The following is a 17744-nucleotide window of genomic DNA, read 5'->3' on the forward strand; positions in this document are numbered from 1 at the left end:
CATCGGCACACCGCATACTCGCGTCTCGAGTACCGCGTTGGCCTATGCTGCCCACGGCTGGACGCTGAAAAAATGCCTGAGGGATTTGCCATGTTCTACGTGCAACGCGATGCACAAGGCCAGCTGATTCGCGTGGAAGCTGCCGCTTACGCCGAAGCCACCGAGACGCTGCCCGCCGATCACCACGAGATCCAGACCTGGTACGCCAACGAGGCCGTGGAAGTCAGCCTGAAGCAACTCAAGCACAGCGACCTGGAGATGATCCGGGTGCTGGACGACCTGATTCAGGTCCTGACCAGCAAGGGCGTGATCCGCATCACCGACCTGCCAGAGGCGGCCCAGGTCAAGCTGCTGGATCGCACCAACGCCCGCGAGGCGCTGGGTGGCCTGAGCCGCTTGATCAACGATGACGAAACCGGATTGATCTGACCCCCACCGGCCTGCCGGTGGGGCATCATCGGGCTTTTCAGTTCCAGGGAGCAGGTTCGCCGAACAACTGCCCCTGTACCCCGAACAGGCCCATTTCACGGATCACCTGCAACTCGCCCTGAGTCTCGACCCGTTCTGCAATCAGCGGCAGGTCGATGCTGTGGGCGGCACGCTGGATGGCCTCGATGAACAGGCGCTTGTCGCTTTCCTGGTCGATGTCGCGGATGTAGCTGCCATCGATTTTCAGGTAGGCCAGGCCCAGGCGAGCCAGGTTGCCGATCATGCTGAAGCGGCCACCAAACCGCTGCAGGCTAAGGGAGAAGCCCAGCTCCCGCAGGCGCCGGGTCAGTTGCTCCAGGAGAGCCTGGTCCGGTAGCTGCTCTTCACCGATTTCCAGGGTCAGGCGCGGCCCCAGGTTGGCATGCTGGCGCAGCAGGTCGAAGACCCGGTTCAGCGCCTGTGGGTCGGCCAGGGTGGCGGCCGACAGGTTCAGCGCCAAGGATTCGGTATGTCCTGCAAGGTGCCCGAGCACCTGTTCGAGCATCAGCAGGTCCAGGCGGGAGGTCCAGCCAAAACGCTCCAGCCAGGGCAGGAAGCGTCCGGCCGGAATAGTCTGGCCCTGTTCGTCCAGCAACCGCGACAGCACCTTGCTATGCAGCACCAGCGAGGTGTCCCGGGTCGCCACCACCGGCTGGAAATACAGCTGGAAGCGTTGTTGCGAGAGAGCCTGGTCCAGCAGCTTGTGCCAGGCGTGATGGTCATCCCCTCCCTGGGCGCTGGCTCCCTGGTCCAGGCAGGCCCAGCTGGTATCACCCTGAGCCTCGGCCTGGGCCAGGGCCTGGTCGCCGAGACTGAGCACCGCTTGTGGCGAATCACCATGGGCGAAGGCCGCCAGGCCGATGGACGCTACCGATGCGACGTCGGTAGCGCCAGTGGCGTGCAGGTTACCCAGGGCGCTGTCCAGGCTCTGGGCCAGCTGGATGGCTTCCTCGCGTACAAGCCCGGGAGCCAGCACCGCGAATTCCCCCCCGCGAACCCGGGTCACCAGGTTATGGGTCTCGGGGTACTTGTCACACTCACGCAGCAACTGCTCGCCCACGGCCACCAGCAACTGGTCGGTGCGCTGGCCGCCCAGCCGCTGGTTCAAGCCCGCCAGGTCCTTGACCCGCAACAGCAGCAGGTAACCGGAGCTGGCCTGCTCCGGGTTGCTGACCCTGGCATTGAGCTGCATTTCGAAATAACGGCGGTTGGCCAGCCCGGTCAGGCTGTCCTGATAGGATTCGACCCGCAGCTTTTCGCTGCGCTCGGCCTGCTCCTGGAACAGGGCCTTGAGCTTCTCCACCATCTGGTTCATCGCCTGCACGACCCGGCGCAGTTCGGGGGTGCGCGGCAGCTCCGGCAGGCTGAGGAACTCACGCCGGGCAATGGCGTGGGATTGCTTGACCATGTAATCCAGCGGCCGGAGCTGGCGACGCAGCAACAGGGCACCCAGCACGGCGCTCACCGCCCCGCAGATCAACAACCAGCCCAGGCTGCCCAGGGCGCTCTGCCAGAGCTTGGCCACGGCGAACATCGGATGGCTGAGTACCTCTACTCGCGCCGCCTGCTCCCAGCCACGGCTGACGATGGCATCGCCACCGGCCGGCTCAAGGCCGATCAGACTGACGAACCACTGAGGCACCTGACCCATCTCCGGAATACCGCTGCGCTCGACGATGGTCTTGTCGGTCGCCAGGTCCACTACCCGGATGCTGGCGTAATAACCGCTGTCGAAGATCGAACTGACCATCAGCTCGACCATCGCCGGATCATCGATGTTCGGCGTGAGCGACAGAGCCAGCGCCGTGGCCGCATCCTGGGCGTGGGAGCGCAGCTGGTTGACGTACTGGGTACGCGAACTTTCCAGGCTGACCATGAAGCTGCCGCTGAAGGCCACCACCAGGAACACGCAGATTGCGATCAGCAGTTGTTTGAACAAAGACATCTGGGCTCGTGCTCCTAGTTAGTCGTCTCGACCGGGAATCCTTCGGCCTGCATTTTTTTCAGTACATCCTGCCAGCGCGACAGCCGCTTGGTGTCACCCACGCGCTTGTTGCCCTTGGCTCCCGGCAACCACAGCCCTTCGGCGTTGAAGGAGTACACCGGCAACAGGTCGGTCCGTTCGGCGGCCGGGCGGATCGAGTCTTCCAGGCTGTCGAGCACCAGCGGCATGGCGTCCGGGGTGGAATAGTAGGTCAGGACCATGTGCGCGCGATTCTGGCGTAGGGCCTTGACGTAGGTGATGCGCAATTTGTCACTGGAGACCCCGAGGCGGCGCAGGCTGAAGTACTTGGCGATGGCGTAGTCCTCGCAGTCGCCGGCGCCTTTCCACAGGGCCTCCACGGGCGTCTCCCAGTAATCCACCTGGTGCCACAGATCGATGTCTTCGACATACCGCATTTGCTTGTTGAAGAACAGGTTGACCACCTTCAACTGCTCACGCTCGGCCACCTGCTTCTGGGAGGCCAGCAGGTGCTGCCAGGCGTCGATGCGTTGCTGGCCCTCGCCCAGGGGCCCGTAGAGCGCCGTGGCACGCCGGCTGATCAGGGAAAAGTCCCAGTCGGCGTGTAGGCTGCCCAGCAGTACGCCGGCCAGCAGCAGTGCCGAGCCAAACCAGCGCAGGGTCCGGGAAAGAGCTAAACGTGCCGCCAATGCGTTGAATCCATGGGAGCTGTCGTGAATCGGCTGATGGTGCAGGCTGGCCCAGCAAAAAACAATGGCACCTTACAATCACCCCCCTACAACGTGTGGCCTGTGCCACTGGTCACGCGCACAACGCCAGCCGTCGCCTGCCGCACAGGCCGCCATGCGATCGCGTGCATTCATTGGCATCAGCCTCTATGTTAGATGCCCCTCCAGCGCCGGCAGAGGAACTGCCGGCCCTTTGCTTAAGGAAAAGCAGTGGATACCGATAACCGAGAATGGACGCTGGTCATCAATTCCGGACAAGCCCCGCAGATTCGCCTGATCTGCTTTCCCCACGCTGGAGCGGCGGCCGAGCCACTGCGGGTCTGGTCCACGGGGCTGGCCGACCATATCGAGCTGGTACTGGTCAACCTGCCCGGGCATGGCCCGCGTCGTCATGAGACCCCGTGTGACAACTGGCCGAGCCTGCTGGAGAAGACCTTCGCAGCCCTGGCTCCGTGGCTGAAGGAGCCCCATGCATTATTCGGCCATGGTCTGGGGGCACTGCTGGCCTATGAGGCCGCCAAATACGCTCAGGAACGGTTTCCCCGGCAGACCCGCCACCTGTTCGTCTCAGGCTGTCGCAGCCCTGATAGCCTGCCTCATCACCCCCTGTTGCATACCCTGCCCACTGCGGCCTTTCGCGAGGCGATCCTGACGCTGGGCGGCAGCCCCCTGGAAATCCCTCGCGGGCAGGGTGATTTGCAAGCCTACGAGCACCTGCTGCGCACCGGCCTGAAGCTTTTCGAAACCTGGTACGACACCTCCAGCGGTTGCCTCAACGTGCCGCTGACGGCTTTCTACGGCAGCGAAGACCCGCTGGCGACTGCCGGCCACATGCTCAACTGGCGGGAGTTCACCACCCGTGAATTCGAACTGATCGAGGTGCTTGGCAACCATTTCTTCATCAAGTCCCAACGCCAGCGCCTGTTACAGGTGATCAACACCCACCTGGGGTTGCTGGGCGAACCCCTAGGCTGAACGCCGGTCATGAAAAAGCCCGCCCTGCCATCAGGCAGGAGCGGGCTCCGGGAGTCGCTCGGGCGGGATTCAGATCTTGAAGCTGTCGACCAATTGCTTCAGGCGGCTGGCCTGTTGCGAAAGCGCATCGCAATCCTTCAGGGTTTCGTTGAGGTTGGCGACGCCCTGCTGGTTCAGCAGGTTGATCTGGTTGATGTCGACGTTGAGGGTCTCCACCACCGCAGTCTGCTCCTCGGTCGCTGCAGCCACCGACTGGTTCATGCCGTCGATCTCGCCGATGCGTTGAGTCACGCTGACCAGACGGGCACCGGCCTGGTTGGCCACTTCGACGCTCTCTTCGCTGGACACTTGGCTGGCGTTCATGGTCGCCACTGCCTCACGGGAGCCGATTTGCAGCGAAGTGATCATCTTGTGGATCTCTTCTGCCGACTCCTGGGTGCGATGCGCCAGGTTGCGCACTTCATCGGCGACCACCGCGAAGCCACGGCCGGCTTCACCAGCACGGGCCGCCTCAATGGCAGCGTTGAGTGCCAGCAGGTTGGTCTGCTGGGAGATGCCCTTGATCACATCGAGGATATGCCCGATGTTGTCGGTGCTGGCATTCAGAGTCTCGATCTGGGTGCAGGACAGGCTGATCTTCTGCGACAGCTCGGTCATCGCCTGGATAGTCTGTTCCACCACTTGGCGACCGTCGTCGGCCTGGTCGCTGGCGCCGCTGGCGTGCTGCGAGGCATCGGCGGCGTTACGGGCGATTTCCTGGGTAGCGGCACCCAGCTCGTTGATGGCCGCCGCTACGCTGTTGGTGCGAGCGCTCTGCTCGTCGGAGCCGATGATCGAGGCGTTGGACGACGTCATCACCCGCTGGGACAAATCGTGAACCTGGCGGGTGGCCGAGGAGACCTCGGAGATCGAGGCGTGGATCCGCTCCACGAACTGGTTGAAGGAGCTACCCAGCTCGCCGAACTCGTCCTTGCTCACCACTACCAGGCGGCGCGTCAGGTCGCCCTCGCCCTGGGCGATATCCTGCATCGCCCGGCCCATGGTGACCAGAGGACGCATCAGGACCTGGATCAGCAGGGTCAGCAGCACGGCAATCACGGCTACAGCGATGAACATCGCAATCAGTGCAGAGGTACGGAACTGGCTCAATGGCGCGTAGGCCTTGTCCCTATCGATAGACAAGCCGATGTACCACTCAGCATTCGGCAAGCCGGTTACCGGGGTAAAGGAAAGGATACGTTCCTGCTTGTTCAGGACCACTTCCTGGTTGCCACTCTCGATCCGCACGTTGGCGCCAGGGTAGATATCCTTGAGGTTCTTCATCACCTGGTCCTTGTCCGGGCTGACGATCACCTGACCGTCGGCGCTGACCAGAAAGGCGTGGCCGAGGCCGCCGAAGTCCACCGAGTTGATGATCTTGACCAGGGTTTCCAGGCTCAGGTCACCACCGACCACACCCAGTAGTTCACCCTGCTTCTTCACCGGCATGGCGATGGTCACCACCAGGCCACCGACTGCGGCCATGTAGGGCGGAGTCAGCATGGTCTTGTCGGCAGCGACAGCCTGCTTGTACCAGGGGCGCTGGCGAGGGTCATAGTCGTCGGGCATCTTCGCGTCAGGGCGCTGGGTGAAGGTGCCATTGGCTTGGCCAACGTAGGTGAACTGGAAGTTCGAGGTGAAGGCTGGCTGATCGACCAGGCCTGGGAAGTCCGCATTGTGGCCCTGGTGGGCGACGTTCTGCGCCAGGTTCTCGAGCACCAGAATCCGGCCGCTCATCCAGTTCTGCACGCTGCTGGAGGTCAGCTCACCGGCTTGCTGAATGGAGGATTCGAGATTCTGTCGGATGGTGTTCCGCTGCAGGTAGTCGTTGTACAGAGTGAACAACGCAAAAGCCAGAACCACCACGCCAGAGGCGGCCAAAAGGATTTTATGGCTGAACTTGAGATTCATTTCATGGGACTTCTTATGCCGAAAGTGGGGATGCGTACGGAATGCAACATTCCATTAAACAACGCAGGCGACATTCTCTGATCGCTCTACTTTGGTGCACGCACGTCTCATTACTCTGTCGGCCAAAATCTCCGAACCCTTAGGGATTTATCTGAATTACTCGCGTGATTTCTCAGAATCCCGCCGAACGGCACGCTAGAGCGGCCGCGTCTCTTGGGTTGAGGTATTTGTCCACAGGAGATAAAGGCCATGGCAACCGGCTGGAGGAATAGCATCGAGGCCAAGGACTGTGGATAAGTTTCCCTTGAGGTTGCCTCTACAGAACAGGCTCGAAGGGCGGCAAGCCGAGCCCGGGGGATATTGATGAACATGGCATGGCAGGGCCAAGGAGTTGAAGCATGGGCCTGGATGATGGGCACACCCATGGCCAGGCTCGGTATTTAAGGCTGCAAGGAACACGCAGGGAAAGGGAGCATTTAGGGGCGGTAGCTTGCCCAGTTTTTTGCCCTAGAAAAACAAAACCCCAACTGCTTTCGCAATTGGGGTTTCGGAATTCAATCTTGACGATGACCTACTCTCACATGGGGAAACCCCACACTACCATCGGCGATGCATCGTTTCACTGCTGAGTTCGGGATGGGATCAGGTGGTTCCAATGCTCTATGGTCGTCAAGAAATTCTGCAGCCGATCCGTTGGATTCGAGGTCGAACGTGTCAGCGAAATCAGTAACTTCTACCTATAGACAAAACCCCAACTGCTTTCGCAATTGGGGTTTCGGAATTTAATCTTGACGATGACCTACTCTCACATGGGGAAACCCCACACTACCATCGGCGATGCATCGTTTCACTACTGAGTTCGGGATGGGATCAGGTGGTTCCAACGCTCTATGGTCGTCAAGAAATTCTGGAGCCGATCCGTTGCTTATGCAACGAGCCAGCAAATGGGTATGTAATAGGTTTGGTTTGTGCTTCAAACTTTCGGTCTGTCATCTTCACACACCGCAATCTGGCCTCTTTCGAGTTCGCAAATTGCTTGGGTGTTATATGGTCAAGCCTCACGGGCAATTAGTATTGGTTAGCTCAACGCCTCACAGCGCTTACACACCCAACCTATCAACGTCGTAGTCTTCGACGGCCCTTTAGGGGATTCAAGATCCCAGTGAGATCTCATCTTGAGGCAAGTTTCCCGCTTAGATGCTTTCAGCGGTTATCTTTTCCGAACATAGCTACCCGGCAATGCCACTGGCGTGACAACCGGAACACCAGAGGTTCGTCCACTCCGGTCCTCTCGTACTAGGAGCAGCCCCTCTCAAATCTCAAACGTCCACGGCAGATAGGGACCGAACTGTCTCACGACGTTCTAAACCCAGCTCGCGTACCACTTTAAATGGCGAACAGCCATACCCTTGGGACCGGCTTCAGCCCCAGGATGTGATGAGCCGACATCGAGGTGCCAAACACCGCCGTCGATATGAACTCTTGGGCGGTATCAGCCTGTTATCCCCGGAGTACCTTTTATCCGTTGAGCGATGGCCCTTCCATACAGAACCACCGGATCACTAAGACCTACTTTCGTACCTGCTCGACGTGTTTGTCTCGCAGTCAAGCGCGCTTTTGCCTTTATACTCTACGACCGATTTCCGACCGGTCTGAGCGCACCTTCGTACTCCTCCGTTACTCTTTAGGAGGAGACCGCCCCAGTCAAACTACCCACCATACACTGTCCTCGATCCGGATAACGGACCTGAGTTAGAACCTCAAGATTGCCAGGGTGGTATTTCAAGGATGGCTCCATGAGAACTGGCGTCCCCACTTCAAAGCCTCCCACCTATCCTACACAAGCAAGCTCAAAGTCCAGTGCAAAGCTATAGTAAAGGTTCACGGGGTCTTTCCGTCTAGCCGCGGATACACTGCATCTTCACAGCGATTTCAATTTCACTGAGTCTCGGGTGGAGACAGCGCCGCCATCGTTACGCCATTCGTGCAGGTCGGAACTTACCCGACAAGGAATTTCGCTACCTTAGGACCGTTATAGTTACGGCCGCCGTTTACCGGGGCTTCGATCAAGAGCTTCGCTTGCGCTAACCCCATCAATTAACCTTCCGGCACCGGGCAGGCGTCACACCCTATACGTCCACTTTCGTGTTTGCAGAGTGCTGTGTTTTTAATAAACAGTCGCAGCGGCCTGGTATCTTCGACCGGCATGGGCTTACGGAGCAAGTCCTTCACCCTCACCGGCGCACCTTCTCCCGAAGTTACGGTGCCATTTTGCCTAGTTCCTTCACCCGAGTTCTCTCAAGCGCCTTGGTATTCTCTACCCAACCACCTGTGTCGGTTTGGGGTACGGTTCCTAGTTATCTGAAGCTTAGAAGCTTTTCTTGGAAGCATGGCATCAACCACTTCGTCGCCTAAAGGCAACTCGTCATCAGCTCTCGGCCTTAAGATCCCGGATTTACCTAAGATCTCAGCCTACCACCTTAAACTTGGACAACCAACGCCAAGCTGGCCTAGCCTTCTCCGTCCCTCCATCGCAATAACTAGAAGTACAGGAATATTAACCTGTTTTCCATCGACTACGCTTTTCAGCCTCGCCTTAGGGACCGACTAACCCTGCGTCGATTAACGTTGCGCAGGAAACCTTGGTCTTTCGGCGTGGGAGTTTTTCACTCCCATTGTCGTTACTCATGTCAGCATTCGCACTTCTGATACCTCCAGCAAGCTTCTCAACTCACCTTCACAGGCTTACAGAACGCTCCTCTACCGCATCACTTACGTGATACCCGTAGCTTCGGTGTATGGTTTGAGCCCCGTTACATCTTCCGCGCAGGCCGACTCGACTAGTGAGCTATTACGCTTTCTTTAAAGGGTGGCTGCTTCTAAGCCAACCTCCTAGCTGTCTAAGCCTTCCCACATCGTTTCCCACTTAACCATAACTTTGGGACCTTAGCTGACGGTCTGGGTTGTTTCCCTTTTCACGACGGACGTTAGCACCCGCCGTGTGTCTCCCATGCTCGGCACTTGTAGGTATTCGGAGTTTGCATCGGTTTGGTAAGTCGGGATGACCCCCTAGCCGAAACAGTGCTCTACCCCCTACAGTGATACATGAGGCGCTACCTAAATAGCTTTCGAGGAGAACCAGCTATCTCCGAGCTTGATTAGCCTTTCACTCCGATCCACAGGTCATCCGCTAACTTTTCAACGGTAGTCGGTTCGGTCCTCCAGTCAGTGTTACCTAACCTTCAACCTGCCCATGGATAGATCGCCCGGTTTCGGGTCTATACCCAGCGACTAAACGCCCTATTAAGACTCGCTTTCGCTACGCCTCCCCTATTCGGTTAAGCTTGCCACTGAATATAAGTCGCTGACCCATTATACAAAAGGTACGCAGTCACAGAACAAAGTCTGCTCCCACTGCTTGTACGCATACGGTTTCAGGATCTATTTCACTCCCCTCTCCGGGGTTCTTTTCGCCTTTCCCTCACGGTACTAGTTCACTATCGGTCAGTCAGTAGTATTTAGCCTTGGAGGATGGTCCCCCCATATTCAGACAAGGTTTCTCGTGCCCCGTCCTACTCGATTTCACTTCTAAGATCCTTTCGCGTACAGGGCTATCACCCACTATGGCCGCACTTTCCAGAGCGTTCCGCTAAAATCAAAGAAGCTTAAGGGCTAGTCCCCGTTCGCTCGCCACTACTAAGGGAATCTCGGTTGATTTCTTTTCCTCAGGGTACTTAGATGTTTCAGTTCCCCTGGTTCGCCTCTTGCACCTATGTATTCAGTACAAGATAACCATCTTATGATGGCTGGGTTCCCCCATTCAGACATCTCCGGATCACAGTCTGTTTGCCGACTCCCCGAAGCTTTTCGCAGGCTACCACGTCTTTCATCGCCTCTGACTGCCAAGGCATCCACCGTATGCGCTTCTTCACTTGACCATATAACCCCAAGCAATCTGGTTATACTGTGAAGACGACATTCGCCGAAAGTTTGTTCTCACAAACTTTACCTTAGCCTGATCCACTACCAGTGAAAGTAGTGTTCAGTCTATCTTTCTATCACATACCCAAATTTTTAAAGAACGATCTAATCAAAAGACTAGAAATCAACATTCGTGTCTGAATGCTCATTTCTAAGCTTTTCGAAGCAGTTTATGGTGGAGCCAAGCGGGATCGAACCGCTGACCTCCTGCGTGCAAGGCAGGCGCTCTCCCAGCTGAGCTATGGCCCCATAACAAAATTGGTGGGTCTGGGCAGATTCGAACTGCCGACCTCACCCTTATCAGGGGTGCGCTCTAACCAACTGAGCTACAGACCCAATTTCGAGCTTGTAACTGTTAGCTTGGAGCTATCAGCTTGGAGCTTAAAGCTGCTTCTATCGTCTTCTTCAATGAATCAAGCAATTCGTGTGGGTGCTTATGAAGCAGCTGATGTCGTCGATTAAGGAGGTGATCCAGCCGCAGGTTCCCCTACGGCTACCTTGTTACGACTTCACCCCAGTCATGAATCACACCGTGGTAACCGTCCTCCCGAAGGTTAGACTAGCTACTTCTGGTGCAACCCACTCCCATGGTGTGACGGGCGGTGTGTACAAGGCCCGGGAACGTATTCACCGCGACATTCTGATTCGCGATTACTAGCGATTCCGACTTCACGCAGTCGAGTTGCAGACTGCGATCCGGACTACGATCGGTTTTGTGGGATTAGCTCCACCTCGCGGCTTGGCAACCCTCTGTACCGACCATTGTAGCACGTGTGTAGCCCAGGCCGTAAGGGCCATGATGACTTGACGTCATCCCCACCTTCCTCCGGTTTGTCACCGGCAGTCTCCTTAGAGTGCCCACCATAACGTGCTGGTAACTAAGGACAAGGGTTGCGCTCGTTACGGGACTTAACCCAACATCTCACGACACGAGCTGACGACAGCCATGCAGCACCTGTGTCAGAGTTCCCGAAGGCACCAATCCATCTCTGGAAAGTTCTCTGCATGTCAAGGCCTGGTAAGGTTCTTCGCGTTGCTTCGAATTAAACCACATGCTCCACCGCTTGTGCGGGCCCCCGTCAATTCATTTGAGTTTTAACCTTGCGGCCGTACTCCCCAGGCGGTCAACTTAATGCGTTAGCTGCGCCACTAAGAGCTCAAGGCTCCCAACGGCTAGTTGACATCGTTTACGGCGTGGACTACCAGGGTATCTAATCCTGTTTGCTCCCCACGCTTTCGCACCTCAGTGTCAGTATCAGTCCAGGTGGTCGCCTTCGCCACTGGTGTTCCTTCCTATATCTACGCATTTCACCGCTACACAGGAAATTCCACCACCCTCTACCATACTCTAGCTTGCCAGTTTTGGATGCAGTTCCCAGGTTGAGCCCGGGGCTTTCACATCCAACTTAACAAACCACCTACGCGCGCTTTACGCCCAGTAATTCCGATTAACGCTTGCACCCTCTGTATTACCGCGGCTGCTGGCACAGAGTTAGCCGGTGCTTATTCTGTCGGTAACGTCAAAACAGCAAGATATTAGCTTACTGCCCTTCCTCCCAACTTAAAGTGCTTTACAATCCGAAGACCTTCTTCACACACGCGGCATGGCTGGATCAGGCTTTCGCCCATTGTCCAATATTCCCCACTGCTGCCTCCCGTAGGAGTCTGGACCGTGTCTCAGTTCCAGTGTGACTGATCATCCTCTCAGACCAGTTACGGATCGTAGCCTTGGTGAGCCATTACCTCACCAACTAGCTAATCCGACCTAGGCTCATCTGATAGCGCAAGGCCCGAAGGTCCCCTGCTTTCTCCCGTAGGACGTATGCGGTATTAGCGCTCCTTTCGAAACGTTATCCCCCACTACCAGGCAGATTCCTAGGCATTACTCACCCGTCCGCCGCTGAATCCGTAAGCAAGCTTACTTCATCCGCTCGACTTGCATGTGTTAGGCCTGCCGCCAGCGTTCAATCTGAGCCATGATCAAACTCTTCAGTTCAATACTGCTTGGGTTTTTAAGTAACCCTAAACTTGGCTCAGCAATCTCAAATGACTATGTGATTTCTCGCATGGTCACTCGTGATGCTGATAATCTTTCTGACTATCAGTCTGACTACACAAGCACCCACACGAATTGCTTGATTCAGTTGTTAAAGAGCGGTTGGTTAAGAGCTTTCGTCTCAACCGAGGCGCGCATTCTACAGCAGCCTCATTTACTGTCAAGTGATTATTTTCAGAAGCTTTCGAAGATTTCTTCAACAACTTCAACCACTTGCGCTTCCGATCTCTCGTCAGCGGGAGGCGAATTCTACAGCGTTACACGCTGCTGTCAACACCTCTTTTTATCCGCTTTCGATCGAGAGGATCGAAACGCTAACAAGGCGAAAAACGCTGCCTTATCAGCTCCCTCTGGGCTTCGATGAACTGAAGCGTTACCGCTGTCGAAAACCGTGTAACTCATTGAATCTCAAGGAGTTTTCCGTTTCGACTGCGCCGGAAGTGGGGCGAATTATAGACCTGTAGAATCTGCCGTCAACACTTATCTTCTGTTTTATCTGAAGAAAGCCCAAAACCCCCGAAACGAGGGATTTGGGCCAGTGATACAGAACACCGACACTGCTCTATATATAGAAGGGGTTCCCTACAACACCCCCGCCTGCTTCAAGCTATCCACCGCCCCAGCCTCCATGCCCAGCACTCGCTGCAGAACCTGCAGCGTATGCTCACCCAGCAGCGGAGGGGCCTGGTGATATTCCACCGGCGTCTCGGAGAGACGAATCGGGCTGGCCACCTGGGGCACCATTCCTGCCAGCGCATGAGGCATCTCCAGGGCCAGGCCACGAGCCATCACCTGCGGATCGGAAAACACCTGAGACAGATCATTGATAGGCCCACACGGCACTCCTGCCTGTTCCAACTGACTCACCCATTGCGCCGTGGTCTTGAATACCGTTGCCTGGCGGATCAGGGGGATCAGCACTGCACGATTGGCCACCCGCAGCTTATTGGTGATGAACCGGGCATCATCCGCCCACTGCGGCTGACCCGCTACCTCGGCAAACTTGCGAAACTGCCCGTCATTACCCACGGTAAGAATGAAGTCACCATCGGCCGTCGGAAAATCCTGATAGGGCACTATATTGGGATGCGCATTACCCAGCCGCTTGGGAGCGACTCCTGTCGTCAGGTAATTCATCGCCTGGTTCGCCAGGCATGCAACCTGCACATCCAGTAGTGCCATGTCGACATGCTGCCCACTACCGCCCTGGTCCCGATGAGCCAACGCCGCCAGAATCGCCACCGTCGAATAGAGCCCTGTCAGGATGTCGGTCAAGGCCACCCCGACCTTCACCGGCCCAGCACCTTCATCGCCCTCAGGTCGCCCGGTGAGACTCATCAGGCCGCCCAACCCCTGAATCATGAAGTCATAACCTGCGCGCTTGGCATAAGGACCGGTCTGGCCGAAGCCCGTGATCGAGCAATAGATCAGGCGCGGATTGAGCGCCTTGAGTGATTCATAGTCCAGGCCATAGGCCGCCAGCCCGCCAACCTTGAAATTCTCGATGACGATATCCGACTTGGCCGCCAGCTCGCGGACCAGTTGCTGGCCTTCCGGGCGAGTGAAGTCGATGGTCACCGATTGCTTGTTGCGGTTGGCCGACAGGTAATAGGCGGCCTCAGTAGTGTTCTCGCCATAGGCATCCTTGAGGAAGGGCGGCCCCCAGGCGCGAGTATCGTCACCGTTGCCAGGGCGCTCGACCTTGATGACCTCGGCCCCCAGGTCCGCCAGGATCTGGCCGCACCAAGGCCCGGCCAACACCCGAGACAAATCCAGTACCCGCAGATGCGATAACGCGCCCATGGCTGCTCTCCTATTAATAGAACGCCTGGATACCGGTCTGCGCGCGCCCCAGAATCAGCGCATGCACGTCATGGGTGCCTTCGTAGGTGTTGACCACCTCCAGGTTCACCAGGTGACGGGCGATCCCGAACTCGTCGGAAATACCGTTGCCGCCCAACATGTCACGGGCCATGCGCGCAATGTCCAGGGACTTGCCACAGGAATTGCGCTTCATGATCGAAGTGATCTCCACCGCCGCAGTCCCCTCATCCTTCATCCGTCCAAGACGCAGGCAGCCCTGCAGGGCGAGGGAGATCTCGGTCTGCATGTCGGCCAGCTTTTTCTGGATCAACTGGGTTGCCGCCAGAGGACGACCGAACTGCTGACGATCAAGGGTGTATTGACGCGCGGTGTGCCAGCAGAACTCTGCAGCCCCCAGGGCGCCCCAGGAGATGCCATAACGTGCCGAGTTCAAGCAGGTAAAAGGACCTTTCAGGCCGCGCACATCCGGAAAAATGTTCTCCTCCGGCACGAATACATTGTCCATGACGATTTCACCGGTGATCGACGCCCGCAGGCCGACCTTGCCGTGAATAGCGGGGGCACTCAGGCCCTTCCAGCCTTTCTCCAGAACAAAACCACGGATATCACCAGCATCGTCCTTGGCCCAGACGACAAATACATCGGCGATCGGACTGTTGGTGATCCACATCTTGTTGCCGGTCAGGCTGTAGCCACCGTCCACCTTGCGTGCACGGGAGATCATCGCACCCGGGTCGGAACCATGGTTCGGCTCGGTCAGACCGAAGCAGCCAATCCATTCACCAGAGGCCAGCTTCGGCAGATACTTCTGTTTTTGTGCCTCAGTACCGAACTCGTTGATCGGCACCATCACCAGGGAGGACTGCACACTCATCATCGAACGATAGCCCGAGTCCACACGCTCCACTTCACGGGCGATCAGGCCATAACACACGTAGTTCAAGCCGCTGCCACCGTACTGCTCGGGAATGGTCGCGCCCAGAAGGCCGACTTCCCCCATCTCGCGGAAGATCGCCGGATCGGTCTGTTCATGGCGGAAAGCTTCCAGGACTCGTGGCGCCAACTTGTCTTGTGCGAACTGCTCGGCACTGTCGCGCACCATGCGCTCTTCTTCGGTCAGTTGTTGATCCAGCAGAAGGGGGTCGATCCAGTTGAAGCTTGCTTTGCCGCCCATGAGTGAGTCCTCGTGAAGTAGGTCAACTATCGTGGATTGATCCTAGGCCCACGCACCACCGCGGGCAAACGAGGATTTTGCATGTTGTTGTGCTAATTTCTCACTCCGTAACGGTGCCAATCGCCGTCTACAGCATTCATTAGTGAGATTGCCGTACATGCGCAGAAAAATCCCCAGTACCGCCGCCCTCATCAGCTTCGAAGCCGCCGCCCGTCACGAGAGCTTCACCAAGGCAGCGCTGGAGCTCTCCCTGACGCAAGGAGCGGTGTGTCGGCAAATAGCCAGCCTGGAAGAGTTCCTCGGCGTGGAACTGTTTCGTCGCTCGCGCCGAGGGGTCAAGCTCACAGAAGCCGGCCTGTCCTATAGCCGTCGGGTCGCCACCCAACTCGATGCCGTGGAGCGCGACACACTGTCGGTGATGGGACAGCAGGGCGCCAATGTCATCGAACTGGCGGTAGTACCGACGTTCGGCACCCAGTGGCTGCTGCCACGCCTCAAGGACTTCCAGCAACAGCACCCCGATGTCACGGTCAACCTGACCAACCGCACACGACCGTTCCTGTTCGCCGACACGCCCTTCGATGCCGCTATCTACTTCGGCGATGCCGATTGGTCAGGCACCCAGTCCCACCGCCTGATGGACGAGCACCCGATGCCGGTGTGCAGCCCGGCCATGCTGGGCGACCTCCAGCAACTGCCTGCCCAGGTGATTGCCGAACTGCCCTTGCTGCAGCAGACAACACGTCCCTACGCCTGGCGCCAGTGGTTCAACTCCCAGCAGCTCAACGTCCCCCGCGACATGACAGGCCCACGCTACGAGCTATTCTCCATGCTCGCCCAAGCCGCCATGCACGACATGGGCATTGCGTTGATCCCGCCGTTCCTGATCCAGCGGGAATTGGCGGAAAAACGCCTGGTCATTGCCAACCCCAAGGCCCTGCCAAGCATCAAGGCGTATTACTTGATGATTCCCGAGCGAAAGGTGGAATCGGCCTCATTAAGGGCGTTTCGCGACTGGCTGGTGCACCAGGCCCACAGCTACGCCCCGTGAAACAGGACTTACGGCAATTATTGACCCCGTAGTCAGAAAAACAAAAGCACTACAGATATAATTTTTTGTCGCATTTAGACAGACTGTACCGACGCCCATCAAAACCACTCTACAAGCTGCTAACCACGCGGGTTGTAGGGTTTATTCAGAGGCAATGTATGAGTATTCATGTCACCGATGCGAAAAAACTTGGATTTACGATAAAAGCCTTTAAGGCCACGGCCTGCAAGGCTTAAAGGCAGGAGGTTGCGACATTCGGTCACGGGGTGACTTGTAGTTAATTTTCCGTCACTAGTCAGAATTCCTTGAAGGCCTCAAAGTTCGCCTGCAAAATGCCGCGCCCCGCTGTGATTTCAGTGGGATCGTGCTGATCGGCCGCCCCAGCGCCCCTGCGTAGTGCGCTGGCCTTCTAAGAAAGATCGAAAGCAATAAGATCAAGCAGGAGATTTGACGTGCACATTGGTGTTCCTCTCGAAACCCATACGGGTGAAACACGGGTTGCTGCAACCCCGGAAACCATCAAGAAGCTGATCGGCCAGGGTCACAAGGTCACTGTGCAAAGCGGTGCCGGCATCAATGCCAGCGTGCTCGACAGTGCCTACGAAGCGGCAGGGGCAACCATTGGCAGCGCCAACGATGCCTTTGGCGCCGAACTGATCCTCAAGGTGGTGGCTCCCGATGACAGCGAACTGGCTCTGATCAAGAGCGGGGCCGTCCTGGTGGGCATGCTCAACCCCTTCAGCAATGAAACCATCGCCAAGCTGGCCGAGCGCGGGATCACCGCCTTCGCCCTGGAAGCCGCGCCGCGCACTTCGCGCGCCCAGAGCCTGGACGTACTGTCGTCCCAGGCCAACATCGCCGGCTACAAGGCCGTGCTGCTGGCCGCCCACTACTACCCACGCTTCATGCCGATGCTGATGACCGCCGCAGGTACCGTCAAGGCAGCTCGCGTGCTGATCCTCGGCGCCGGTGTGGCAGGGCTGCAAGCCATCGCCACGGCCAAACGCCTGGGCGCAGTGATCGAAGCCTCCGACGTACGTCCGGCAGTAAAGGAGCAGATCGAGTCCCTGGGCGCCAAGTTCGTCGATGTGCCTTACGAGACTGACGAAGAGCGCGAGTGTGCAGTGGGGGTAGGCGGTTACGCCCGTCCAATGCCAGCCAGCTGGATGCAGCGTCAGGCCCTGGCCGTGCACGAACGCGCCAAGCAGGCCGATATCGTCATCACCACGGCCCTGATCCCGGGCCGCAAGGCGCCGACACTGCTCAGCGCCGACACCGTGGCCCAGATGAAACCCGGTTCGGTGGTCATCGACCTGGCCGCGGCCCAGGGCGGCAACTGCCCGCTGACCGTGGCGGACCAGGTGGTGGTCGAAAACGGTGTGACCATCGTCGGCCCGACCAACCTCGCAGGCGCGGTGGCCGCCGATGCCTCGGCCCTTTATGCCCGCAACCTGCTGGACTTCCTGAAGCTTGTCTTCACCAAAGAAGGGCAGTTCGAAGTCAACCTCGAAGACGACATCGTCGCCGCGTGCCTGATGTGCCGCGACGGCCAAGTCATCCGCAAAAACGCCTAA

The 17744-nt window shown here is 57.7% G+C and carries 9 protein-coding genes, 2 tRNA genes and 4 rRNA genes; 4 read left to right on the forward strand and 11 right to left on the reverse strand.

Features of this window, described 5'->3' with window-relative positions; genetic code table 11:
- Window positions 1-90: 90 nt before the first annotated feature.
- Window positions 91-429 (forward strand): tryptophan synthase subunit beta, encoded by a 339-nt coding sequence (locus tag LGQ10_RS18465; RefSeq protein ID WP_226522828.1) that lies wholly within the window; start codon window positions 91-93, stop codon window positions 427-429.
- A gap of 37 nt (window positions 430-466) precedes the next feature.
- Here the strand turns inward: LGQ10_RS18465 and lapD are convergent, their stop codons facing one another.
- Both lapD and lapG read right to left on the reverse strand, forming a co-directional pair.
- On the reverse strand, window positions 467-2413 hold the full coding sequence (gene lapD / locus LGQ10_RS18470; RefSeq protein ID WP_058435404.1) for a cyclic di-GMP receptor LapD: 1947 nt from the start codon (window positions 2411-2413) through the stop codon (window positions 467-469).
- Window positions 2414-2427: 14 nt separating this feature from the next.
- Window positions 2428-3120 carry a cysteine protease LapG gene (gene lapG / locus LGQ10_RS18475; RefSeq protein ID WP_058435403.1) on the reverse strand — a complete coding sequence of 231 codons (693 nt, stop codon included), beginning with the start codon at window positions 3118-3120 and terminating at the stop codon, window positions 2428-2430.
- A gap of 249 nt (window positions 3121-3369) precedes the next feature.
- Here lapG and LGQ10_RS18480 point away from each other — a divergent pair, with 249 nt between their 5' ends.
- A complete protein-coding gene (locus tag LGQ10_RS18480; RefSeq protein WP_058435402.1) occupies window positions 3370-4134 on the forward strand; it encodes a thioesterase II family protein in 765 nt (254 codons plus the stop codon).
- A 69-nt stretch (window positions 4135-4203) separates the two neighbouring features.
- Here LGQ10_RS18480 and LGQ10_RS18485 read toward each other — a convergent pair whose 3' ends face one another.
- The 9 genes from LGQ10_RS18485 to LGQ10_RS18525 all read right to left on the reverse strand — a co-directional run bounded on the left by LGQ10_RS18485 (window position 4204) and on the right by LGQ10_RS18525 (window position 15119).
- Entirely contained in the window at window positions 4204-6084 is a 1881-nt protein-coding gene (locus LGQ10_RS18485) for a methyl-accepting chemotaxis protein (protein ID WP_226522829.1), read from the reverse strand.
- A gap of 558 nt (window positions 6085-6642) precedes the next feature.
- Window positions 6643-6758, reverse strand: a 5S ribosomal RNA gene (gene rrf, locus LGQ10_RS18490).
- 112 nt (window positions 6759-6870) lie between these two features.
- Window positions 6871-6986 (reverse strand): 5S ribosomal RNA (gene rrf / locus LGQ10_RS18495).
- A 145-nt stretch (window positions 6987-7131) separates the two neighbouring features.
- Window positions 7132-10022, reverse strand: a 23S ribosomal RNA gene (locus tag LGQ10_RS18500).
- 216 nt (window positions 10023-10238) lie between these two features.
- Window positions 10239-10314 (reverse strand) — tRNA-Ala (locus LGQ10_RS18505).
- 10 nt (window positions 10315-10324) lie between these two features.
- Window positions 10325-10401: transfer RNA gene (locus tag LGQ10_RS18510), tRNA-Ile, on the reverse strand.
- A 123-nt stretch (window positions 10402-10524) separates the two neighbouring features.
- Window positions 10525-12061, reverse strand: a 16S ribosomal RNA gene (locus LGQ10_RS18515).
- Together the 16S, 23S and 5S rRNA genes with 2 tRNA genes alongside form the textbook arrangement of a ribosomal RNA operon.
- 642 nt (window positions 12062-12703) lie before the next feature.
- Entirely contained in the window at window positions 12704-13924 is a 1221-nt protein-coding gene (locus tag LGQ10_RS18520; RefSeq protein ID WP_226522830.1) for a CaiB/BaiF CoA transferase family protein, read from the reverse strand.
- A 13-nt stretch (window positions 13925-13937) separates the two neighbouring features.
- Window positions 13938-15119, reverse strand: a complete 1182-nt coding sequence (locus LGQ10_RS18525) for an acyl-CoA dehydrogenase (RefSeq protein ID WP_226522831.1) — start codon at window positions 15117-15119, stop codon at window positions 13938-13940.
- A gap of 157 nt (window positions 15120-15276) precedes the next feature.
- Here LGQ10_RS18525 and LGQ10_RS18530 point away from each other — a divergent pair, with 157 nt between their 5' ends.
- Entirely contained in the window at window positions 15277-16170 is an 894-nt protein-coding gene (locus LGQ10_RS18530; RefSeq protein WP_058436548.1) for a LysR family transcriptional regulator, read from the forward strand.
- 452 nt (window positions 16171-16622) lie between these two features.
- Window positions 16623-17744 carry a Re/Si-specific NAD(P)(+) transhydrogenase subunit alpha gene (locus LGQ10_RS18535; protein ID WP_226522832.1) on the forward strand — a complete coding sequence of 374 codons (1122 nt, stop codon included), beginning with the start codon at window positions 16623-16625 and terminating at the stop codon, window positions 17742-17744.

The sequence above is a fragment of the Pseudomonas sp. L5B5 genome, from assembly GCF_020520285.1.
GTDB lineage: Bacteria > Pseudomonadota > Gammaproteobacteria > Pseudomonadales > Pseudomonadaceae > Aquipseudomonas.